Here is an 18,275-nt window from a genome sequence, read left to right as displayed (position 1 = left end):
ACGATGGATTGCGTTTTTTGCCGTGAAGATGGCGGCGATGTGCTGTGGCACGACGACACCTTGCGTGTCGTCCTCGCCGACGAACACGATTACCCGGGCTTTTGCCGGGTGATCTGGAACGAGCACGTGGCCGAGTTCTCCGACCTCGACGGAAATGACCGTGATCGCGTGATGAGGGCCGTTTATGCGGTCGAGCGCGCGATCCGGCGCATCCTTCAGCCCGCGAAGGTGAACCTGGCGAGCCTCGGCAACCAGGTGCCGCACGTGCACTGGCACGTGATCCCGCGTTTTTCGAACGACGCTCATTTTCCGCTGCCCATCTGGGCGCCGCGCCAGCGCACGGTGTCCGAAGCCATGCTGTCGTCGCGCCGTGCGCAAGCCACCTTGCTGCGCGAAGCCGTGCGGCAGGAAATCGAACAGGCTCTCGGTTGAGCGCCCCCTGAACCTGCCGCGTCGCGCGAGGCTCCCGAGGGGGCAGGACAACTCGACGCGGCGTTCTTTATGAGGTCAACATGAGCGGATTGACTCCCGACACCCCGGTTCCGACCGGCGTGGTCGTGCATTCCAAGTCGCGCGTACTCGAATTGCAGTACGCAAATGGCGAATCGTATCGCCTGCCGTTCGAACTGCTGCGCGTGTATTCGCCGTCGGCGGAAGTGCAGGGCCACGGGCCCGGCCAGGAAACGCTGCAGACCGGCAAGCGCGAAGTGACGATCACGATGATCGAAGGTGTCGGCAACTATGCGTTGCAGCCCACTTTCTCCGACGGACACGCCACCGGCATCTATTCCTGGGACCTGCTGTACGACATGGCGGTGCGCCAGGATGAACTCTGGGGCGCGTATCTCGCCAAACTTCAGGCGGCCGGCGTCGATCGCGATACGCCGATGATCCAGGCCGGCGCTGCGCATGGGCACTGTCACTGATACGATTCGCCCCAACGCCGCACTGATGCGGCGCAACATTTCAGAATACGCGAAAGGACGAGCGCGATGAGCAAAACCCACTTCGGCTTTCAATCGGTCGACGAACAGGACAAGGCGCAGAAGGTGGCGGGCGTGTTCCACTCGGTTGCCGCCAACTACGACTTGATGAACGACCTGATGTCGGGCGGGTTGCACCGGGCGTGGAAGATGTTCACGATCGCCCAGGCCAACGTGCGGCCGGGCTACAAAGTGCTCGACATCGCGGGCGGCACCGGCGACCTGTCGAAGGCGTTCGCGAAGCAGGCGGGCGAGACCGGCGAAGTCTGGCATACCGACATCAATGAATCGATGCTGCGCGTGGGCCGCGACCGCCTGCTGGACAAGGGCGTGATCACCCCGGCGCTGCTCTGCGACGCCGAGAAAATTCCCTTTCCGGACAACTACTTCGACGTGGTAACGGTGGCCTTCGGCCTGCGCAACATGACGCACAAGGACGTCGCGCTGGCGGAAATGCGGCGCGTGCTCAAGCCGGCCGGGCGTCTGCTGGTGCTGGAATTCTCGAAGGTGTGGGATCCGCTCAAGAAGGTCTACGACGTCTATTCTTTTAAGGTGTTGCCGTGGTTGGGGCAACGCTTTGCGAAAGATGCCGAGAGCTATCAATACCTCGCGGAATCGATCCGGATGCATCCGGACCAGGAAACTTTAAAAACAATGATGGAACAAGCGGGCCTGGACGGCGTCAAATATTACAATTTGTCAGCTGGCGTGGTAGCTTTACATGTGGGGACCAAATACTAGGGTCCCTAACCCATCGATTTTTAAAGGAAAGTACGAAAATGTCCGATTCAGGTGTGTTATCTCCCCGTAAGGTTAAGCGGTCGCTGGTGAGAAGAATCGGACTGATCGCGATGGTCGGCCTGATCATGGCCGGCTCCCTCGCTTCGCTCGATGCGGAAGCTCGCCGCATGGGCGGTGGCCGCAGTATGGGCCGTCAGTCGAATAGCGTGACGCAGCAATCCGCTCCGTCGCAACCTTCCCAAAGCAATCAGGCCATGCAGCAGCAGCGCGCGCAGCCCGCACCGGCGCCCGCGCCGACGCCGGCCGCGCAGCCTAACCGTTCGCGCTGGCTGGGGCCCATCGCCGGGCTGGCGGCCGGTCTCGGCATCGCCGCCTTGTTGTCGCACTTCGGTCTGGGCGGCGCATTCGCCGGCGCCATGGCCAATATCATCGTGATTGCGATCATCGCGATGATCGGCATCTGGCTGATCCGCCGCTTCATGGGCCGCAAGCGCGACACGGCGCAGCCGGCGTACGCGGGCGGCTCGCCGTCGTTCAATTCGAGCGGCACGGGCTATTCACCGCAGGAACCGCGTTATGACGCGCCGCCTACCGGCTCGTACCTCGAACCGCAAGGCAATCCGCTCAGCACGCCGGCCATCAACGCCGCGCCCGCGGTGCCGGCGGGCTTCGATTCGGAAGCGTTCCTGCGCAACGCCAAGGTCTATTTCGTGCGACTGCAAGCCGCATGGGACGTCGGCAACACGGAAGACATCCGCGAATTCACCACGCCGGAAATGTTCGCCGAGGTGAAGGTCGATCTGTCTTCGCGTGGTGCGCAGACGAATCAGACCGACGTGGTGCAACTGAACGCCGAGTTGCTGGGCGTGGAGGAGCGCGCGAACGAATACTTCGCCAGCGTGCGCTTCTCGGGCCTGATCCGCGAAGCACCGGGCGCGGCCGCGGAGCCGTTCGTCGAAGTCTGGAACCTGTCCAAGGCGAACCGTGCTGGTGAAGGCTGGCTGCTGGCCGGCATCCAGCAGGTGACGCAGCACTGACACACCACGCGGTGGGGCCGCGACTGGACCGTACGTCCTGACTGGGCTCCTCGCGTTGGCCGTTCGGCATAGCGAGCAGCAAAGCGAACGGACGTTACAATAGGAACCCGCGCGGGCACCTTGCCCGCGCGGGTTTTTTCTTGCCACTTTCAATGACCCTCGCCGCCAAGCCATTCGCTGCTGCTGTCAATCATCTGCTCGCCCGCGAAACGTGGGCTCGTGAGCGCCTCGCCCCCTACGCGGGCAAGACCGCGAAGCTGTCCTGTCCGCCGGTCGTGCTGATGTTGCTGGTGCAACCGGACGGCTATCTGAGCGCGGTCGCCGCAACCGAGGCTCAACAGTTCGACGTGACCATCTCGGTGCCGTCCGACGCGTTGCCCGCCTTCGTGCAAGGCGGCCAGGCGGCGGTGATGAAGCATGTGAAGATCGAAGGCGACGCCGAATTCGCCACCGTCATCGCGAGGCTCGCCGAACATCTGCGTTGGGAGCCCGAAGAGGATCTGGCGAAATTCATCGGCGACGGCCCGGCGTGGCGGGTGGCGTCGGTCGTGCGGACGGTCGGCGAACATGTGCAGCGCACCGGGCGCAACCTGCTCGACACCGCCGCCGAATATCTGCTTGACGAGAATCCACAACTGGTGCGCCGCGCCGCGCTCGCGGACTTCAACGTCGAGCTGGCCCGCGCGCGCGACGCACTCGCGCGCGTGGAAAAACGCATCGAGCGTCTTGAACAGAAGGTCGAAGCCCGCGGCGCCCATGCGCCGGGCGGCGCCGCCACGTCGCGCGGCACGCGCTAGTCACTGGGCACAACTATGCGTTTTCTGCGTTTCCTCAAGATTTTTTTCACGGTCATCCGCTTCGGTCTCGATGAGATGATGCTCAGCCGGGTCAACGACCGGCGCGTGCGTCTGCTGCTGCGCATCACCACCATCGGCCGCAAGTTCGACGCCCCGCCGGGCGTGCGTCTGCGGCTCGCGCTGGAAAGCCTCGGGCCGATCTTCGTGAAGTTCGGGCAGGTGTTGTCCACCCGGCGCGACCTTTTGCCGGTGGATATCGCCAATGAACTGGCCAAGCTGCAGGATCAGGTGCCGCCGTTCGATTCGGCGGTGGCGATCGGGCTGGTGGAGAAGTCGCTCGGCGCGCCGGTCGACGTGCTGTTCGACGATTTCGAGCGGGTGCCGGTGGCGAGCGCCTCGATCGCGCAGGTGCACTTCGCCACGGTGAAGGCGGGGCAACATGCCGGCAAGGCCGTCGCCGTGAAGGTGCTGCGCCCGAACATGCTGCCGGTGATCGATTCCGACCTCGCCTTGCTGCGCGACATCGCCGTCTGGGCCGAGCGCTTGTGGGCGGACGGCAAGCGGCTGAAGCCGCGCGAGGTGGTGGCCGAATTCGACAAATACCTGCATGACGAACTGGACCTGATGCGCGAGGCGGCCAACGGCAGCCAGTTGCGGCGCAACTTCGCCGGGCTCGATCTGCTGCTGGTGCCGGAGATGTATTGGGAGTTCTGCACGCCCACGGTGCTGGTCATGGAGCGCATGGTCGGTGTGCCGATCAGCCAGGTGGAAACGCTGCGCGCGGCGGGCGTGGATATTCCGAAGCTGGCGCGCGAAGGCGTCGAAATTTTCTTCACTCAGGTGTTCCGCGACGGCTTTTTCCATGCCGACATGCACCCGGGCAACATTCAGGTGAGTCTCGATCCGAAGCACTTTGGCCGTTATATCGCGCTCGACTTCGGCATCATCGGCGCGCTGTCGGACTTCGACAAGAACTACCTCGCGCAGAACTTCCTCGCGTTCTTCAAGCGTGACTACCATCGTGTCGCCACGCTGCATCTGGAGTCGGGCTGGGTGCCGCCCACTACCCGCGTCGAGGAACTCGAGAGCGCGATCCGCGCGGTGTGCGAACCGTACTTCGACCGCGCGCTGAAAGATATTTCGCTGGGCCAGGTCCTGATGCGCCTGTTCTCCACCTCGCGCCGCTTCAACGTGGAGATCCAGCCGCAACTGGTGCTGCTGCAAAAAACCATGTTGAATGTGGAAGGTCTCGGCCGCTCGCTCGATCCGGAACTGGATCTGTGGAAGACCGCCAAGCCGTACCTCGAGCGCTGGATGAACGAACAGATCGGCCTGCGCGGCTGGTACGAGCGCCTGAAGATCGAGGCGCCGCAGTGGAGCAAGACGCTGCCGCAGCTGCCGCGTCTGATTCATCACGTGCTGGCCGAGCGTCACGATCACGCGCGCGGCACGAACGACGAAATGATTCGCCAGATTCTGCTCGAGCAGAAACGCACCAACCGGTTGTTGCAAGGCTTGCTGCTGTTCGGCGTGGCGGTCGGTGTCGGCGCGGCGCTGGCGCGAGTGTTTCTGGCGCTCGCTTACGGCGGTTAATGACGATTCCTGCGAGGCATGCGATGAGCGACCCGACCCAACCTTCCGCACCTGACTTCGAAACGCGCGATCCGAACTCGCCCGCGTTCTGGGACGAGCGATTCGAGCGCCGTTTCATGCCGTGGGATCAGGCGGGCGTGCCGTCCGCGTTTCAGTCGTTCGCCGCTCGCCACAGCGGCGCCGCCGTGCTGATTCCAGGTTGCGGCAGCGCGTACGAAGCGCTCTGGCTAGCCGGGCAGGGCAACCCGGTCCGCGCCATCGACTTTTCGCCGGCCGCCGTCGCGGCGGCGCATGAGCAGTTGGGCGCACAGCACGCGCAACTGGTGGAACAGGCGGACTTCTTCACGTACGAGCCGCCTTTCACACCCGCGTGGATTTACGAGCGCGCGTTTCTCTGCGCGCTGCCGCTGGCACGCCGCACGGAGTACGCACGGCGCATGGCGGATCTGTTGCCCGGCGGCGCGTTGCTCGCCGGCTTCTTTTTCCTCGGGGCGACGCCGAAAGGGCCGCCGTTCGGCATCGAGCGCGCGGAACTCGATGCGCTGCTCGCACCGTACTTCGAGTTGATCGAAGACGAAGCCGTGCACGATTCGATCACCGTCTTCGCGGGACGTGAGCGCTGGCTAACCTGGCGTCGCCGCGCCTGACGGTGCGGCTGCGGCACCCTTGAGCGGCGCGGCGCGGACTTGATTCGACCGCGGCTGCCCCCATTTAGTCGAGCGGTGGTTGCGTCGGGCGCTCGTCCCCGAAATCCGGGGAGGGGACATTGTTTGCGGCTATAATTCAAGGCTTTGCAAGCGTTTACAAGATTTCAGTAGGGAAAAGGATCATGCCGATCTACGCTTATCGTTGCGAATCATGCGGCTTCGGGAAGGATGTGCTTCAGAAGATGAGCGACCCCCAGTTGACGCAGTGTCCCGAGTGCGGGAAAGACACTTTTCGCAAGCAGGTCACCGCTGCCGGCTTTCAGTTGAAGGGCTCCGGCTGGTACGTGACAGATTTTCGCGGCGGCAATGGCGGCACGAGCGCGCCTGCCAAGCCCGACGCCAACGGCGCCTCGAATGGCGCCTCGGGCGAGAATGCGGGCGCCAATAATGGCGCAGCAACGCAATCCGACACGGCTGGGGCCAGCAGCACGGCTGCAGCCGGTTCATCGAGCGCGGCCGCAACGCCGTCCGCGCCTGCTGCCGCACCGGCCGCTTCGGCGAGTTCGAGCGGTTCCGGCGGCGCCTAGTGGGACTGCCGCCCTGTGGGGCGGCGCACACGCCGCGCGTTGGGCCTCGGCCCGCGCGGCTTTCTGGCGGTACACATGACGACGAAAAAAACGACGCTCAAATCGGTGTTCCTGACTGGCCTGCTGGTGCTGGTGCCTCTGGCCATCACACTGTGGGTGCTCGGCCTGATCATCGGCACGATGGACCAAACCCTGCTGCTGCTGCCGCGCGCGTGGCAGCCGGAGCGCCTGTTCGGCTTTCGCCTGCCCGGCCTCGGTGCAGTGCTTACGCTGGCGTTCATCTTTGTCGTTGGGCTGTTGACGCAGAACTTCATCGGGCAGAAGCTCGTGAAATGGTGGGAAGTCGTGGTCGCCCACATTCCGGTGGTCGGCCCGATCTACACCAGCGTCAAGCAGGTGTCCGACACCCTGCTGTCGAGCAGCGGCAACGCGTTTCGCAAGGCGCTGCTGATCGAATACCCGCGCCGCGGTTCCTATACGATCGCGTTTCTGACCGGTATTCCGGGCGGCGACGTGCTCAACCACCTGAAAGAAGATCACGTCAGCGTGTATGTGCCGACTACGCCGAATCCAACCTCCGGCTTCTTCCTGATGGTGCCCAAGAGCGAAGTGATCGAGCTCGACATGACGGTCGACGCTGCGCTCAAGTACATCGTCTCGATGGGCGTCGTGGCGCCGTCCGCGCCGCCGGCGCCGATGCGCCGCACGACAGTCGAGCCTCCGCTGTAATGCCGGCGCGCCACGTATCACGCGGTGTTTCACTGCAGCGCGCCGTTCAACCAATGCAAAACGAAAGACAAACATCATGTCGATGAGATCTGAATACTGCGGTCTGGTGACCGAAGAACTGCTGGGCCAACCCGTCTCGCTGTGCGGCTGGGTGAGCCGCCGCCGCGACCATGGCGGCGTCATCTTCATCGACCTGCGCGACCGCGAAGGCCTCGTTCAGGTCGTCTGCGACCCGGACCGCGCCGAGATGTTCAAGGCTGCCGAAGGCGTGCGCAACGAGTTCTGCCTGCAGATCAAGGGCGTGGTTCGTGCGCGTCCGGAAGGCACCACGAACGCCGCGCTGAAAAGCGGCAAGATCGAAGTGCTGTGCCACGAGCTGATCGTGCTGAACCCGTCGATCACGCCGCCGTTCCAGCTCGACGACGACAACCTGTCGGAAACCACGCGCCTCACGCATCGCGTGCTGGACCTGCGCCGTCCGCAGATGCAGCACAACCTGCGTCTGCGTTACCGCGTCGCGATCGAAGTGCGCAAGTATCTGGACGCGCAAGGCTTCATCGACATCGAAACGCCGATGCTCACCAAGAGCACGCCGGAAGGCGCGCGGGACTACCTGGTGCCGTCGCGTACCAACCCGGGCCAGTTCTTCGCGCTGCCGCAATCGCCGCAGCTGTTCAAGCAGCTGCTGATGGTGGCGAACTTCGACCGCTACTACCAGATCGTCAAGTGCTTCCGCGACGAAGACCTGCGCGCCGACCGTCAGCCGGAATTCACGCAGATCGACTGTGAAACCTCGTTCCTGTCGGAACAGGAAATCCGCGATCTGTTCGAAGCGATGATCCGCCACGTGTTCAAGGAAACGATCGGTGTCACGCTGGACGAAAAATTCCCGGTCATGCTGTATTCGGAAGCCATGCGCCGCTTCGGTTCGGACAAGCCGGACCTGCGCGTGAAGCTCGAATTCACGGACCTCACGGATGCGGTCCGCGACGTCGACTTCAAGGTGTTCAGCACGCCGGCCAACACGAAAGACGGCCGCGTCGCGGCCATTCGCGTACCGAAGGGCGGCGAGCTCTCGCGTGGCGATATCGACAGCTACACGGAATTCGTGCGCATCTACGGCGCGAAGGGCCTCGCGTGGATCAAGGTCAACGAAGTCGCGAAGGGCCGTGACGGTCTGCAAAGCCCGATCGTCAAGAACCTGCACGACGAAGCGGTCAAGGCGATCATCGAGCGCACCGGCGCGCAAGACGGCGACATCATTTTCTTCGCGGCGGATCGCGCGAAGGTGGTGAACGACAGCCTCGGCGCATTGCGTCTGAAGATCGGCCATTCGGAATTCGGCAAGGCCAATGGTCTGGTCGAAAGCGGCTGGAAGCCGCTGTGGGTGATCGACTTCCCGATGTTCGAATACGACGAGGAAGACAACCGCTACGTCGCCGCGCATCACCCGTTCACGAGCCCGAAAGACGAGCACCTCGAGTATCTGGAAACGGATCCGGCGCGCTGCCTCGCCAAGGCCTACGACATGGTGCTGAACGGCTGGGAAATCGGCGGCGGTTCGGTGCGTATCCACCGTGAAGAAGTGCAGAGCAAGGTGTTCCGCGCGCTGAAGATCAACGCGGAAGAAGCGCAAGCCAAGTTCGGCTTCCTGCTCGACGCGCTGCAATACGGCGCGCCGCCGCACGGTGGTATCGCATTCGGTCTGGACCGCATCGTCACGATGATGGCCGGCGCCGATTCGATCCGCGACGTGATCGCGTTCCCGAAGACGCAACGCGCGCAGTGTCTGCTCACGCAGGCGCCGAGCGAAGTGGACGAGCGCCAGCTGCGCGAGTTGCACATCCGTCTGCGTCAGCCGGAGCCGAAGGCGTAATGGCGTGAAGCCAGTCAACGCTGTCTGAAAACGACAGCGGCCGCAACCGGAAAAGGCGCTCATGCGCCTTTTTCGTTTTTTGCGTTACAGTCGATGCAACTGCGTTCGACCGCTCGTCGAACACTCGCCGACATGTACCGCGCAAGCGTTGCGCCTCGTTTTCACGCCATGCCGAAACCGCCGAAGATTCCACAATCCGTACTCGTCATCATTCATACGCCCGCGCTCGACGTTCTGCTGATCGAGCGCGCCGATCACGCCGGTTTCTGGCAGTCGGTCACGGGCTCGAAAGATCAGCTCGATGAACCGCTCAAGGAGACAGCGGCGCGCGAAGTCGCCGAAGAGACCGGCATCGTGGTGGGCAGTGCGCTGGTGCCGCAAAGCGCGTTGTTCGACTGGCAATATTCGATCGAATACGAGATCTACCCGGAGTTCCGGCATCGCTACGCCGAAGGCGTGATCCACAACACCGAACACTGGTTCAGCCTGCAGGTGCCCGAGCAACTCGAGGTCACGCTGGCGCCGCGCGAGCACACCGCGTTTCTGTGGCTGCCGTATGAAGAGGCGGCGTCGCGCTGCTTTTCCTCGTCGAATGCCGATGCGATCCTGCAGTTGCCTAAGCGGCTTGCCGGGCGCGCTGCCGTTGGGCGTTCCGCGGAGCGTGGCCGGTGAGCGTCGGCGGCGCGCGCCGTTTCGCCCGACTGCGACAATCGCTGCTTGGCCGTCGCTATTGGCAACGCTACCGGTTCACGAGCGGCAACGACGTCAAGCTGCTGCGTTCCGGCGACGAGTTCTTCAGTGCGCTGATCGCGCGCGTCGATGCCGCGCAGAGCGACGTGGTGCTCGAAACGTATATCTTCTGCTATGACAACGCCGGGCAGGCGGTCAGCGCGGCGCTGCTGCGCGCCGCCGCACGCGGCGTCAAGGTGCGGGTGATCACCGACGGCATCGGCACCGCGCGTTTGCCGATGTTCAACGAATGGTCCGCCGCCGGCGTCGATCATCGCATCTACAACCCGCATCTGTTCGGCCGCTTCGGCTTTTCGCGCACGCACCGCAAACTGGCGGTGATCGACGATCAGTTTGCGTTCTGCGGCGGGATCAACATCGTCGACGATTACGAGAACAACGGCGAGAAGCTGCCGTACCGGCGCTGGGACTTCGCGGTCGAATTGCATGGGCCGGTGGTCGGCGATATCCGCCAGGCGTTCGAGGTGCAGTGGCGCCGGATTCGTCTCGGGCATCGGCCGCTCGAATCCATAGCGCCGGATCTCGGGCCGAAGACCACCGCTTCGCTCGGCAGCCTGCGCCGGCGCCGCCGTCGTCGCAACGAGGAGTTGTGGGCGGGCGGTCAGCCCTGCGTGGCGTTCGTCGCGCGAGACAATCTGATCAACCGGCGTGCCATCGAGAAAGCCTATCTGGCCGCGATCGGCCAGGCGCGCAATGAAGTGCTGCTCGCCAATCCGTACTTCATGCCGGGGCGCAAGCTGCGGCGGGCGCTGGTGTTCGCCGCGCACCGCGGCGTAGTGGTCAAGCTGATTATCGGGCGCAAGGAATTCAAGGCGCTCGATTATGCGGTGCCGTTTCTGTATCGCTCGTTGCTCAAGGCCGGTGTGCAGATCGCGGAGTACGAGAAAACGCTGCTGCACGGCAAGGTCGCGGTAGTGGATTCGAACTGGGGGACGGTCGGCTCGTCGAACCTCGACGCACTGAGCCTGATGCTCAACAACGAAGCCAACGTGGTCCTGGTGAACGATCCGTCGATCGACGCGCTGCGCGAAGCGATCCTCGTCGCCTTCAAGGACTCGCGCCGCATCGACGAGGCGCGCTACCACGCGCGGCCGGCCGGTGAGCGCGTGCTCAACTGGCTCGCTTATACGACCTACCGGGCTGTGATGAAGCTGCTGACGGTCGGGGGCTACGATTGACTTCGCGGTAACGCGCTGACCGGCTGGCGCCCGCCACGCGCGCGCCAGCGTCAGGTGCAATGCTTGAGCGTCGTGCGTCCTGCGCCTCGCCGACGCATCGCACGCCACGCCACGTTTCGGAACGGTCCTAGAGACGGGCCGCCGCCCTGGCGAACATAATCTGCGCTCGCCATAGATCAAGTGGTCCAGCATCGAGTGGTCCGGCGAATTGCAGGCGCCACTCAAGCGCCTTCCCTTATCAAGCCTCGCGGCCGTTTCGACTGCGCGCTCACGGCAAGCGGATCGGCCGCGCAATGGATACGCATTCGGATCCGCATTCGCCAACCATGTCCACTTTCCCTTCCTCGCAGGTTGTCGACCATTCAAGTCTGCATGACGAGGCCGTGCAGGCCTATCAAGCCGGCCACCATGACGTGGTGCGCAGGCTCGCCGGGAAAATCCTCGCCGAGGACGCGGAGCATGTCGGCGCCATCCACTTGCAAGGCCTGCTCGCGCTGGCGTCCGGCAACTCGCACGACGCGCTGCGCTGGCTCGAACGCGCGATCCGGATTCGGCCGGAGCCGATCCTGTACAACACGCTGTACGCGATTCACCTCAAGCTCGGCGACTTCGCGGGCGCCGTGCGGAGTATTCGGCAGGGATTGGCAATCCAGCCCGACTTCACAGCGTTCCACTACAACCTCGCGTTGACACTGCACCATCTCGGCCATATCGAGGACGCCGCGCTCGGCTATCGGCGCACGCTCGAACTCGAGCCGGGCAACTCGGCGGCGCACAACAATCTCGGTCGCGTCTGTGCGGACCTCGGCGCAATGGAGGAGGCCGAGCTTCACTACCGGCGCGCTATCGAGCTGGCGCCCGCCAACCTCGTCGCGCGCAACAACCTGGCCATGGCATTACTCGCGACCGGCCGCTACGACGAGGCGTGGCCGTATTTCGAGGATCGCTGGGTCAGTTTCAAGCTGGCGGACGGCCGGCCCGTTCCCGCGCCGGTGGAAGTGCCGCTGCCGCGCTGGCCGGACCAGGGCGTGCGTCTAATCCAAGACGCGCGGGAAGCGCACAGATCGGCGCAAAACCTTCTCGTGCTTCACGAGCAAGGTTTCGGCGATAGCCTGCAGTTCGTGCGGTATCTGCCGCTCGCGCTCGCACACTGTGCTCAGGTGGGCTATGTGTGCCCGCCGGCCTTGCGGCGCCTCTATGAGCAGTCGTTGTGTTCACGCTGGCCGGGCCTCGTGTTGCTCGACGCCGTCCCCGCCGATCTGTCCGCGTGGCACCGCTATATTCCGCTGATGTCGCTGCCCGCGGCGTTCGCCACGCAAGTAGCGACGATCCCTGCCGCACTGCCTTACCTGCATGCCGACGCCGGGCTCGCCGCCGTCTGGCGCGCGCGGCTCGAAGCGCTGCCGGCCCCACACCAGCCGCGTGTCGGGCTGGTGTGGGCGGGCGGCCATTCGGGCATCGCCGTGGACCGTTTGCGCAGCCTCACCGCCGCGCAAGTCGCACCGCTGCTGGCGCTGCCTCACGTGCGCTGGGTCAGTCTGCAAAAGACCGACGATCCGGCCAAGCTTCCCAACGCCGCCGCCCGCGCGCAGCTCATCGACTGGACCGACGACATCGCCGACTTCGCGGATACCGCGGCCTTGATCGACAACCTCGACCTGGTGATTTCCGTCGATACCTCGGTCGCGCATCTTGCCGCGGCGATGGGCAAACCGGTCTGGCTGCTCAACCGTTTCGCCGGTTGCTGGCGCTGGTTGTATGGTCGGGACGACAGTCCGTGGTATCCCGGATTGCGCCTTTTCACGCAAACGCGCCGCGCCGATTGGGATGACTTGCTGGCGCGCGTCGCCGCTGCCCTTGCGCAAGCTTTCCCACCGCACGGCAACGCGTCCTGACGCGCTCCTCTGCCTCCCGCTCACTATCAAGCGATCCTGAAGCGGCGAGCGCAACGGCGTCAAGGCCGTGTCAGGCTTGCACCTCACGGAGCGTTCCGGTGGCGTTCCAGCATGGGATCCGCCGTGCCGCAGTGCTCTTCCAATACTCGTGATACGCCAAATCCTTCTGGATTCGCGCCAACTTGCTGCATGATGTCGGCCGGCTGTGCTAATCAGAGAAGCGTGCACTTTGGCAGGCAACCCCTGTCTCAAGGCAAACGCCTCTAAAAAATCTCATTCCTCTGATTGACGGATGCCGCAGAATTGAAACCAGGTTAGAAACCGGTTTCTAATAAAGTCCTTGTTTCGCGGACGGCAGCACTCAATAATAGTACGGCCGTTCGATTTTCTTTCGGTCACATTAGAACGGTAAAAAGCTATGCGAAAAGGCGAACAGACGCGAGCCGCAATTCTCGAAGCAGCACTTGATCTGGCAAGCCGCGACGGACTGGAAGGTCTGACGATCGGCTTGCTGGCCGAGCGTATGCAGATGAGCAAAAGCGGTGTGTTTGCGCATTTCGGGTCGCGCGAGGATTTGCAGGTCGAAGTCGTGCGCGAATATCACCGTCGTTTCGAAGACGAGGTGTTTTTCCCGAGTTTGCGCGAGCCTCGTGGATTGCCGCGCTTGCGCGCGATGATTTCCCGCTGGATCGAGAAACGCATTCAGGAAGTCACCACCGGTTGCATCTACATCAGCGGCGCCGTCGAATACGACGACCGCGCGGATAACCCGGTGCGCGAGCAACTGGTGTCGAGCGTGACGATCTGGCGTGCGGCGCTCACGCGCGCGATTTCGCAGGCAATGGAAGAAGGGCATCTGCGTGCCGACACCGATCCGCAACTGATGCTGTTCGAACTGTACAGCTTCACGCTCGGTCTGCATCACGACGCGCGCTTCCTGCATTTACCGGATGCGGTGCGTCTCACGTGGGCCGCGCTGGAAAAATTGATTGTTTCGTATCAGAGCGAAAGCCGTTAGCGGCGTCGCCGCCAAACAGGCGGATTCAGCGGCGCAGAAAGTTCCGATCCACGGACTCAGCTAACGGCCTGGCTTCTTGTCAAACTTGGGAGAGAGAGTCATGGGACAGTACGCCGCGCCGCTGCGCGACATGCAATTCGTGTTGCACGAACTGCTTAACGTCGAAGCCGAAATCAAGCAGATGCCGAAGCACGCGGATCTCGATGCCGACACGATCAACGCGGTCCTGGAAGAAGCCGGCAAGTTCTGCTCCGAAGTATTGTTCCCGCTCAACCACAGCGGCGATCAGGAAGGCTGCACGTACGTTGGAGACGGCGTCGTGACCACCCCGAAGGGCTTCAAGGAAGCCTACGCGCAATATGTCGAAGCAGGCTGGCCCGCACTGGGCTGCGATCCGGAGTACGGCGGCCAGGGGCTGCCTGCGTTCGTCAACAACGCGCTGTACGAAATGCTGAACTCGGCGAATCAGGCGTGGACCATGTATCCGGGCCTCTCGCACGGCGCGTACGAATGTCTGCACGCGCACGGCACGCCGGAGTTGCAGCAGCGCTATCTGCCGAAGCTGGTGGCGGGCGTCTGGACCGGCACGATGTGTCTGACCGAGCCGCATTGCGGCACGGACCTCGGCATTCTGCGCACCAAGGCCGAGCCGAACAGCGACGGCTCGTACGCGATCAGCGGCACGAAGATTTTCATCTCCAGCGGCGAACACGATCTCGCGGAGAACATCGTTCACCTGGTGCTCGCGCGTCTGCCGGATGCGCCCAAGGGCACCAAGGGCATTTCGCTTTTCATCGTGCCGAAGTTCGTGCCGAACGAGGCGGGCGAGCCGGGCGAGCGCAACGGCGTGAAGTGCGGTTCGATCGAACACAAGATGGGCATTCACGGCAACGCGACCTGCGTGATCAATCTCGACAACGCCAAGGGTTGGCTGGTCGGCGAGCCGAACAAGGGCTTGAACGCGATGTTCGTGATGATGAACGCCGCGCGTCTGGGCGTCGGCATGCAGAGCCTGGGCCTGACCGAAGTCGGCTATCAGAACTCGCTGGTGTACGCGAAGGAGCGTCTGCAGATGCGTTCGCTGACCGGCCCGAAGGCGCCGGAAAAGGCGGCCGATCCGATCATCGTGCACCCGGACGTGCGCCGCATGCTGCTCACGCAGAAGGCCTACGCCGAAGGCGCTCGCGCTTTCTCATACTGGTCGGCGCTGCATATCGACAAGGAACTGTCGCACGCTGACGAAGCGGTGCGCAAGGAAGCCGCCGACCTCGTCGCGCTGCTCACGCCGATCCTGAAAGCGTTCCTGTCGGACAACGCGTTCGAGAGCACCAACCACGCCATGCAGATCTACGGCGGCCACGGCTTCATCGCCGAGTGGGGCATGGAGCAGTACGTGCGCGACGCGCGCATCAACATGATCTACGAAGGCACCAACGCGATCCAGGCGCTCGACCTGCTCGGCCGCAAGATCCTCGGCGACATGGGCGCGAAGATGAAGAAGTTCGGCAAGCTGGTGTCCGAATTCGTCGAAGCGGAAGGCGTGAAGCCCGAGATGCAGGAGTTCATCAACCCGCTCGCGGACATCGGCGAAAAGGTGCAGAAGCTGACGATGGAAATCGGCATGAAGGCGATGCAGAACCCGGACGAGGTCGGCGCCGCCGCCGTGCCGTATCTGCGCACCGTGGGCCATCTGGTGTTCTCGTACTTCTGGGCGCGCATGGCACGCATCGCGCTCGACAAGGAAGCGTCGGGCGACCCGTTCTACAAGGCGAAGCTCGCCACGGCACGCTTTTACTTCGCGAAGCTGCTGCCGGAAACGGCCATGACGATCCGTCAGGCCCGCGCCGGCTCGAAGTCGATGATGGAAGTCGACGAAGCACTGTTCTAAGCCACATCGCGGCAGGCGCCACGCGCTCGACAACGCGTGGCGCCTGCGTCAGCCATTTATCGCGAAGCGTCCAACCAGGCTTCGCGACCTCGCATAACTCCCCGGAGGAACGACGTGAGCAATCTGATCATTCGCAAGGTGGCCGTGCTCGGCGCCGGCGTGATGGGCGCGCAGATCGCCGCGCACCTGATCAACGCCAAGGTGCCTGTGCTGCTGTTCGATCTGCCTGCCAAAGAAGGCCCGAAGAACGCGATCGCGCTGAAGGCGATCGAGAATCTGAAGAAGCTGTCGCCCGCGCCGTTCGGCGTGAAGGACGACGCGCAATACATCCAGCCCGCGAACTACGACGACGACATCGAGAAGCTCGCCGAATGCGACCTCGTGATCGAAGCAATCGCCGAGCGCATGGACTGGAAGCACGACCTGTACAAGAAGGTGGCGCCGCATCTCGCGCCGAACGCGATCTTCGCGACCAACACGTCGGGGCTGTCGATCACCGCCTTGTCGGAAGGTTTTTCGGATGAACTGAAGGCGCGCTTTTGCGGCGTGCACTTCTTCAATCCGCCGCGCTACATGCATCTGGTCGAACTGATCCCGACCGCGACCACGCGCCCGGAAATCCTCGACCAACTCGAGTCGTTCCTGACCAGCGTAGTCGGCAAGGGCGTCGTGCGCGCGAAAGACACGCCGAACTTCATCGCCAATCGCGTCGGGATTTTCTCGATTCTCGCCGTCGTGACCGAAGCCGCGAAATTCGGCCTGCGTTTCGACGAAGTGGACGACCTGACCGGCGCGCGTCTCGGCCGTGCGAAGTCGGCCACGTTCCGTACCGCGGATGTGGTCGGTCTCGATACGATGGCGCACGTCATCAAGACGATGCAGGACACGCTGAAAGACGACCCGTTCTATCCGGTCTACGAAACGCCTGCCGTGCTGGCCGAGCTGGTGAAGAAGGGCGCGCTGGGTCAGAAGACCGGCGGCGGCTTCTACAAGAAAGAAGGCAAGGCGATCAAGGTGCTCGACGCAAAGACGGGCGAGTACGTGGACGGCGGCGCGAAGGCGGACGAACTGGTCGGCCGCATTCTGAAGCGCCCGCCGGCGGAGCGCCTGAAGCTGCTGCGCGAATCCGAGCATCCGCAGGCGCAGTTCCTGTGGGCGATTTTCCGCGACGTGTATCACTACATCGGCGTGCATCTGGAGTCGATCGCCGACAACGCGCGCGACGTCGATCTGGCGATCCGCTGGGGCTTCGGCTGGAACGAAGGTCCGTTCGAAGGCTGGCAGACGGCCGGCTGGAAGCAGGTCGCCGAGTGGGTGCAGGAAGATATCGCGGCCGGCAAGGCGCTCTCGAACGTGCCGCTGCCGTCGTGGGTGCTGGAAGGTCCGGTGGCCGAGAAGGGCGGCGTGCATACCGACGAAGGTTCGTGGTCGCCTGCTTCGAAGACGTTCGTGCCGCGCTCGTCGCTGTCGGTGTACGACAAGCAGGTGTTCCGTGCACCGCTGGTCGGCGAAACCACGGCTGATCCGAAAACCTACGGCAAGACGCTGTTCGAAACCGACGCCGTGCGCGCCTGGGTCGACGATCGCGCGGGCGAGAACGACGTGCTGATCGTGTCGTTCAAGAGCAAGATGAACACGATCGGACCGTCGGTGATCGACGGTCTGACGCAGGCGATCGAGCTGGCCGAAAAGGACTACAAGGGGCTGGTGGTGTGGCAGCCGACGTCGCTGAAACTCGGCACGCCGGGCGGCCCGTTCTCCGCTGGCGCCAACCTCGAAGAAGCGATGCCGGCCTTCATGATGGGCGGCGCAAAGGGCATCGAGCCGTTCGTGAAGAAATTCCAGCAAGGCATGCTGCGCGTGAAGTACGCCAGCGTGCCGGTGATCTCGGCCGTGTCGGGCATCGCGCTCGGCGGCGGTTGCGAGCTCGCGCTGCATAGCGCGAAGCGGGTCGCGCATATCGAAAGCTATATGGGCCTGGTGGAAGTCGGCGTGGGTCTCGTGCCCGCGGGCGGCGGCCTGAAGGAAGCGGCGCTGCGCGCGGCGGAAGCGGCGACGCAAGTCGGCGCGACCAACGACCTGCTGAAGTTCGTGCAGAAGTCGTTCGAAAACGCGGCGATGGCCAAGGTCTCGGCCTCCGCGCTCGACGCCCGCGCAATGGGCTACCTGAAGCCGTCCGATACGATCGTCTTCAACGTGTTCGAACTGCTCGACGTCGCGAAGAAGGAAGCGCGCGCATTGTCGGCGGCGGGTTACCGTCCGCCGCTGCGGGTCACGCAAGTGCCGGTGGCCGGGCGTTCGGCGATCGCGACCATCAAGGCGTCGCTCGTCAACATGCGTGATGGCCGTTTCATCAGCGAGCACGATTTCCTGATTGCGAGCCGCATCGCGGAAGCGGTGTGCGGCGGCGACGTGGAAGCGGGCAGTCTGGTCGACGAAGAATGGCTGCTGCAACTCGAGCGTCGCGCGTTCGTCGATCTGCTCGGCACGCAAAAGACGCAGGAACGGATCATGGGCATGCTGCAAACCGGCAAGCCGGTGCGCAACTAAGCGACG

Annotated in this window: 16 protein-coding genes; all 16 read left to right on the top strand. The window is 63.6% G+C overall.

Going from position 1 to position 18,275, the window contains the following annotated elements; genetic code table 11:
* Window positions 1-3 precede the first annotated feature (3 nt).
* The 16 genes from CJU94_RS03025 (at window position 4) to CJU94_RS02950 (ending at window position 18,269) form a co-directional block, all read left to right on the top strand.
* Entirely contained in the window at window positions 4-432 is a 429-nt protein-coding gene (locus CJU94_RS03025; protein ID WP_095417498.1) for an HIT family protein, read from the top strand.
* A gap of 80 nt (window positions 433-512) precedes the next feature.
* Entirely contained in the window at window positions 513-926 is a 414-nt protein-coding gene (locus CJU94_RS03020; RefSeq protein WP_095417497.1) for a gamma-butyrobetaine hydroxylase family protein, read from the top strand.
* Between the two features lie 66 nt (window positions 927-992).
* Window positions 993-1,724 (top strand): bifunctional demethylmenaquinone methyltransferase/2-methoxy-6-polyprenyl-1,4-benzoquinol methylase UbiE, encoded by a 732-nt coding sequence (gene ubiE, locus CJU94_RS03015; protein WP_091796750.1) that lies wholly within the window; start codon window positions 993-995, stop codon window positions 1,722-1,724.
* Between the two features lie 38 nt (window positions 1,725-1,762).
* Window positions 1,763-2,761, top strand: coding sequence for a Tim44 domain-containing protein (locus CJU94_RS03010; RefSeq protein WP_095417496.1), 999 nt, complete (start codon window positions 1,763-1,765; stop codon window positions 2,759-2,761).
* Between the two features lie 152 nt (window positions 2,762-2,913).
* The gene (locus tag CJU94_RS03005; RefSeq protein ID WP_095417495.1) at window positions 2,914-3,558 is read left to right on the top strand and encodes a ubiquinone biosynthesis accessory factor UbiJ; all 645 of its coding nucleotides are present in this window, start codon (window positions 2,914-2,916) and stop codon (window positions 3,556-3,558) included.
* 15 nt (window positions 3,559-3,573) lie between these two features.
* Window positions 3,574-5,151: a ubiquinone biosynthesis regulatory protein kinase UbiB gene (ubiB, locus tag CJU94_RS03000; protein ID WP_095417494.1), complete on the top strand. Its 1,578-nt coding sequence runs from the start codon at window positions 3,574-3,576 to the stop codon at window positions 5,149-5,151.
* A 23-nt stretch (window positions 5,152-5,174) separates the two neighbouring features.
* Window positions 5,175-5,798 (top strand): class I SAM-dependent methyltransferase, encoded by a 624-nt coding sequence (locus tag CJU94_RS02995; protein ID WP_095420200.1) that lies wholly within the window; start codon window positions 5,175-5,177, stop codon window positions 5,796-5,798.
* 182 nt (window positions 5,799-5,980) lie between these two features.
* Window positions 5,981-6,385, top strand: a complete 405-nt coding sequence (locus CJU94_RS02990) for an FmdB family zinc ribbon protein (protein ID WP_095417493.1) — start codon at window positions 5,981-5,983, stop codon at window positions 6,383-6,385.
* 75 nt (window positions 6,386-6,460) lie between these two features.
* On the top strand, window positions 6,461-7,114 hold the full coding sequence (locus CJU94_RS02985; protein ID WP_095417492.1) for a DUF502 domain-containing protein: 654 nt from the start codon (window positions 6,461-6,463) through the stop codon (window positions 7,112-7,114).
* A gap of 76 nt (window positions 7,115-7,190) precedes the next feature.
* Entirely contained in the window at window positions 7,191-8,990 is a 1,800-nt protein-coding gene (gene aspS / locus CJU94_RS02980; protein WP_095417491.1) for an aspartate--tRNA ligase, read from the top strand.
* 168 nt (window positions 8,991-9,158) lie between these two features.
* The gene (gene nudB / locus CJU94_RS02975) at window positions 9,159-9,662 is read left to right on the top strand and encodes a dihydroneopterin triphosphate diphosphatase (RefSeq protein ID WP_095420199.1); all 504 of its coding nucleotides are present in this window, start codon (window positions 9,159-9,161) and stop codon (window positions 9,660-9,662) included.
* Complete coding sequence (clsB, locus tag CJU94_RS02970) at window positions 9,659-10,918, top strand: cardiolipin synthase ClsB (RefSeq protein WP_095417490.1); 1,260 nt, start codon at window positions 9,659-9,661, stop codon at window positions 10,916-10,918. Before nudB ends, clsB begins: the two co-directional genes overlap by 4 nt.
* Window positions 10,919-11,211: 293 nt before the next feature.
* Window positions 11,212-12,813: a tetratricopeptide repeat protein gene (locus tag CJU94_RS02965; RefSeq protein ID WP_095417489.1), complete on the top strand. Its 1,602-nt coding sequence runs from the start codon at window positions 11,212-11,214 to the stop codon at window positions 12,811-12,813.
* Between the two features lie 418 nt (window positions 12,814-13,231).
* Window positions 13,232-13,831: a TetR/AcrR family transcriptional regulator gene (locus CJU94_RS02960; RefSeq protein WP_091796739.1), complete on the top strand. Its 600-nt coding sequence runs from the start codon at window positions 13,232-13,234 to the stop codon at window positions 13,829-13,831.
* A gap of 100 nt (window positions 13,832-13,931) precedes the next feature.
* Window positions 13,932-15,719, top strand: a complete 1,788-nt coding sequence (locus CJU94_RS02955; protein WP_095417488.1) for an acyl-CoA dehydrogenase C-terminal domain-containing protein — start codon at window positions 13,932-13,934, stop codon at window positions 15,717-15,719.
* 114 nt (window positions 15,720-15,833) lie between these two features.
* Window positions 15,834-18,269 (top strand): 3-hydroxyacyl-CoA dehydrogenase/enoyl-CoA hydratase family protein, encoded by a 2,436-nt coding sequence (locus CJU94_RS02950; RefSeq protein ID WP_095417487.1) that lies wholly within the window; start codon window positions 15,834-15,836, stop codon window positions 18,267-18,269.
* Window positions 18,270-18,275: the final 6 nt, after the last annotated feature.

The sequence above is a fragment of the Paraburkholderia aromaticivorans genome (assembly GCF_002278075.1).
Lineage (GTDB): Bacteria > Pseudomonadota > Gammaproteobacteria > Burkholderiales > Burkholderiaceae > Paraburkholderia > Paraburkholderia aromaticivorans.
Note: the sequence above shows the minus strand (reverse complement) of the source record. Positions and strands in the feature narration are given on the sequence as shown.

Coding starts and splice junctions, on each gene's coding strand:
- CJU94_RS03025 (WP_095417498.1), top strand. CDS start 4: ATGGATTGCGTTTTTTGCCGTGAAGATGGCGGCGATGTGCTGTGGCAC.
- nudB (WP_095420199.1), top strand. CDS start 9,159: ATGCCGAAACCGCCGAAGATTCCACAATCCGTACTCGTCATCATTCAT.
- CJU94_RS02960 (WP_091796739.1), top strand. CDS start 13,232: ATGCGAAAAGGCGAACAGACGCGAGCCGCAATTCTCGAAGCAGCACTT.
- CJU94_RS03005 (WP_095417495.1), top strand. CDS start 2,914: ATGACCCTCGCCGCCAAGCCATTCGCTGCTGCTGTCAATCATCTGCTC.
- CJU94_RS02990 (WP_095417493.1), top strand. CDS start 5,981: ATGCCGATCTACGCTTATCGTTGCGAATCATGCGGCTTCGGGAAGGAT.
- CJU94_RS02995 (WP_095420200.1), top strand. CDS start 5,175: ATGAGCGACCCGACCCAACCTTCCGCACCTGACTTCGAAACGCGCGAT.
- CJU94_RS02955 (WP_095417488.1), top strand. CDS start 13,932: ATGGGACAGTACGCCGCGCCGCTGCGCGACATGCAATTCGTGTTGCAC.
- CJU94_RS02965 (WP_095417489.1), top strand. CDS start 11,212: ATGGATACGCATTCGGATCCGCATTCGCCAACCATGTCCACTTTCCCT.
- CJU94_RS03010 (WP_095417496.1), top strand. CDS start 1,763: ATGTCCGATTCAGGTGTGTTATCTCCCCGTAAGGTTAAGCGGTCGCTG.
- CJU94_RS03020 (WP_095417497.1), top strand. CDS start 513: ATGAGCGGATTGACTCCCGACACCCCGGTTCCGACCGGCGTGGTCGTG.
- ubiB (WP_095417494.1), top strand. CDS start 3,574: ATGCGTTTTCTGCGTTTCCTCAAGATTTTTTTCACGGTCATCCGCTTC.
- aspS (WP_095417491.1), top strand. CDS start 7,191: ATGTCGATGAGATCTGAATACTGCGGTCTGGTGACCGAAGAACTGCTG.
- ubiE (WP_091796750.1), top strand. CDS start 993: ATGAGCAAAACCCACTTCGGCTTTCAATCGGTCGACGAACAGGACAAG.
- CJU94_RS02985 (WP_095417492.1), top strand. CDS start 6,461: ATGACGACGAAAAAAACGACGCTCAAATCGGTGTTCCTGACTGGCCTG.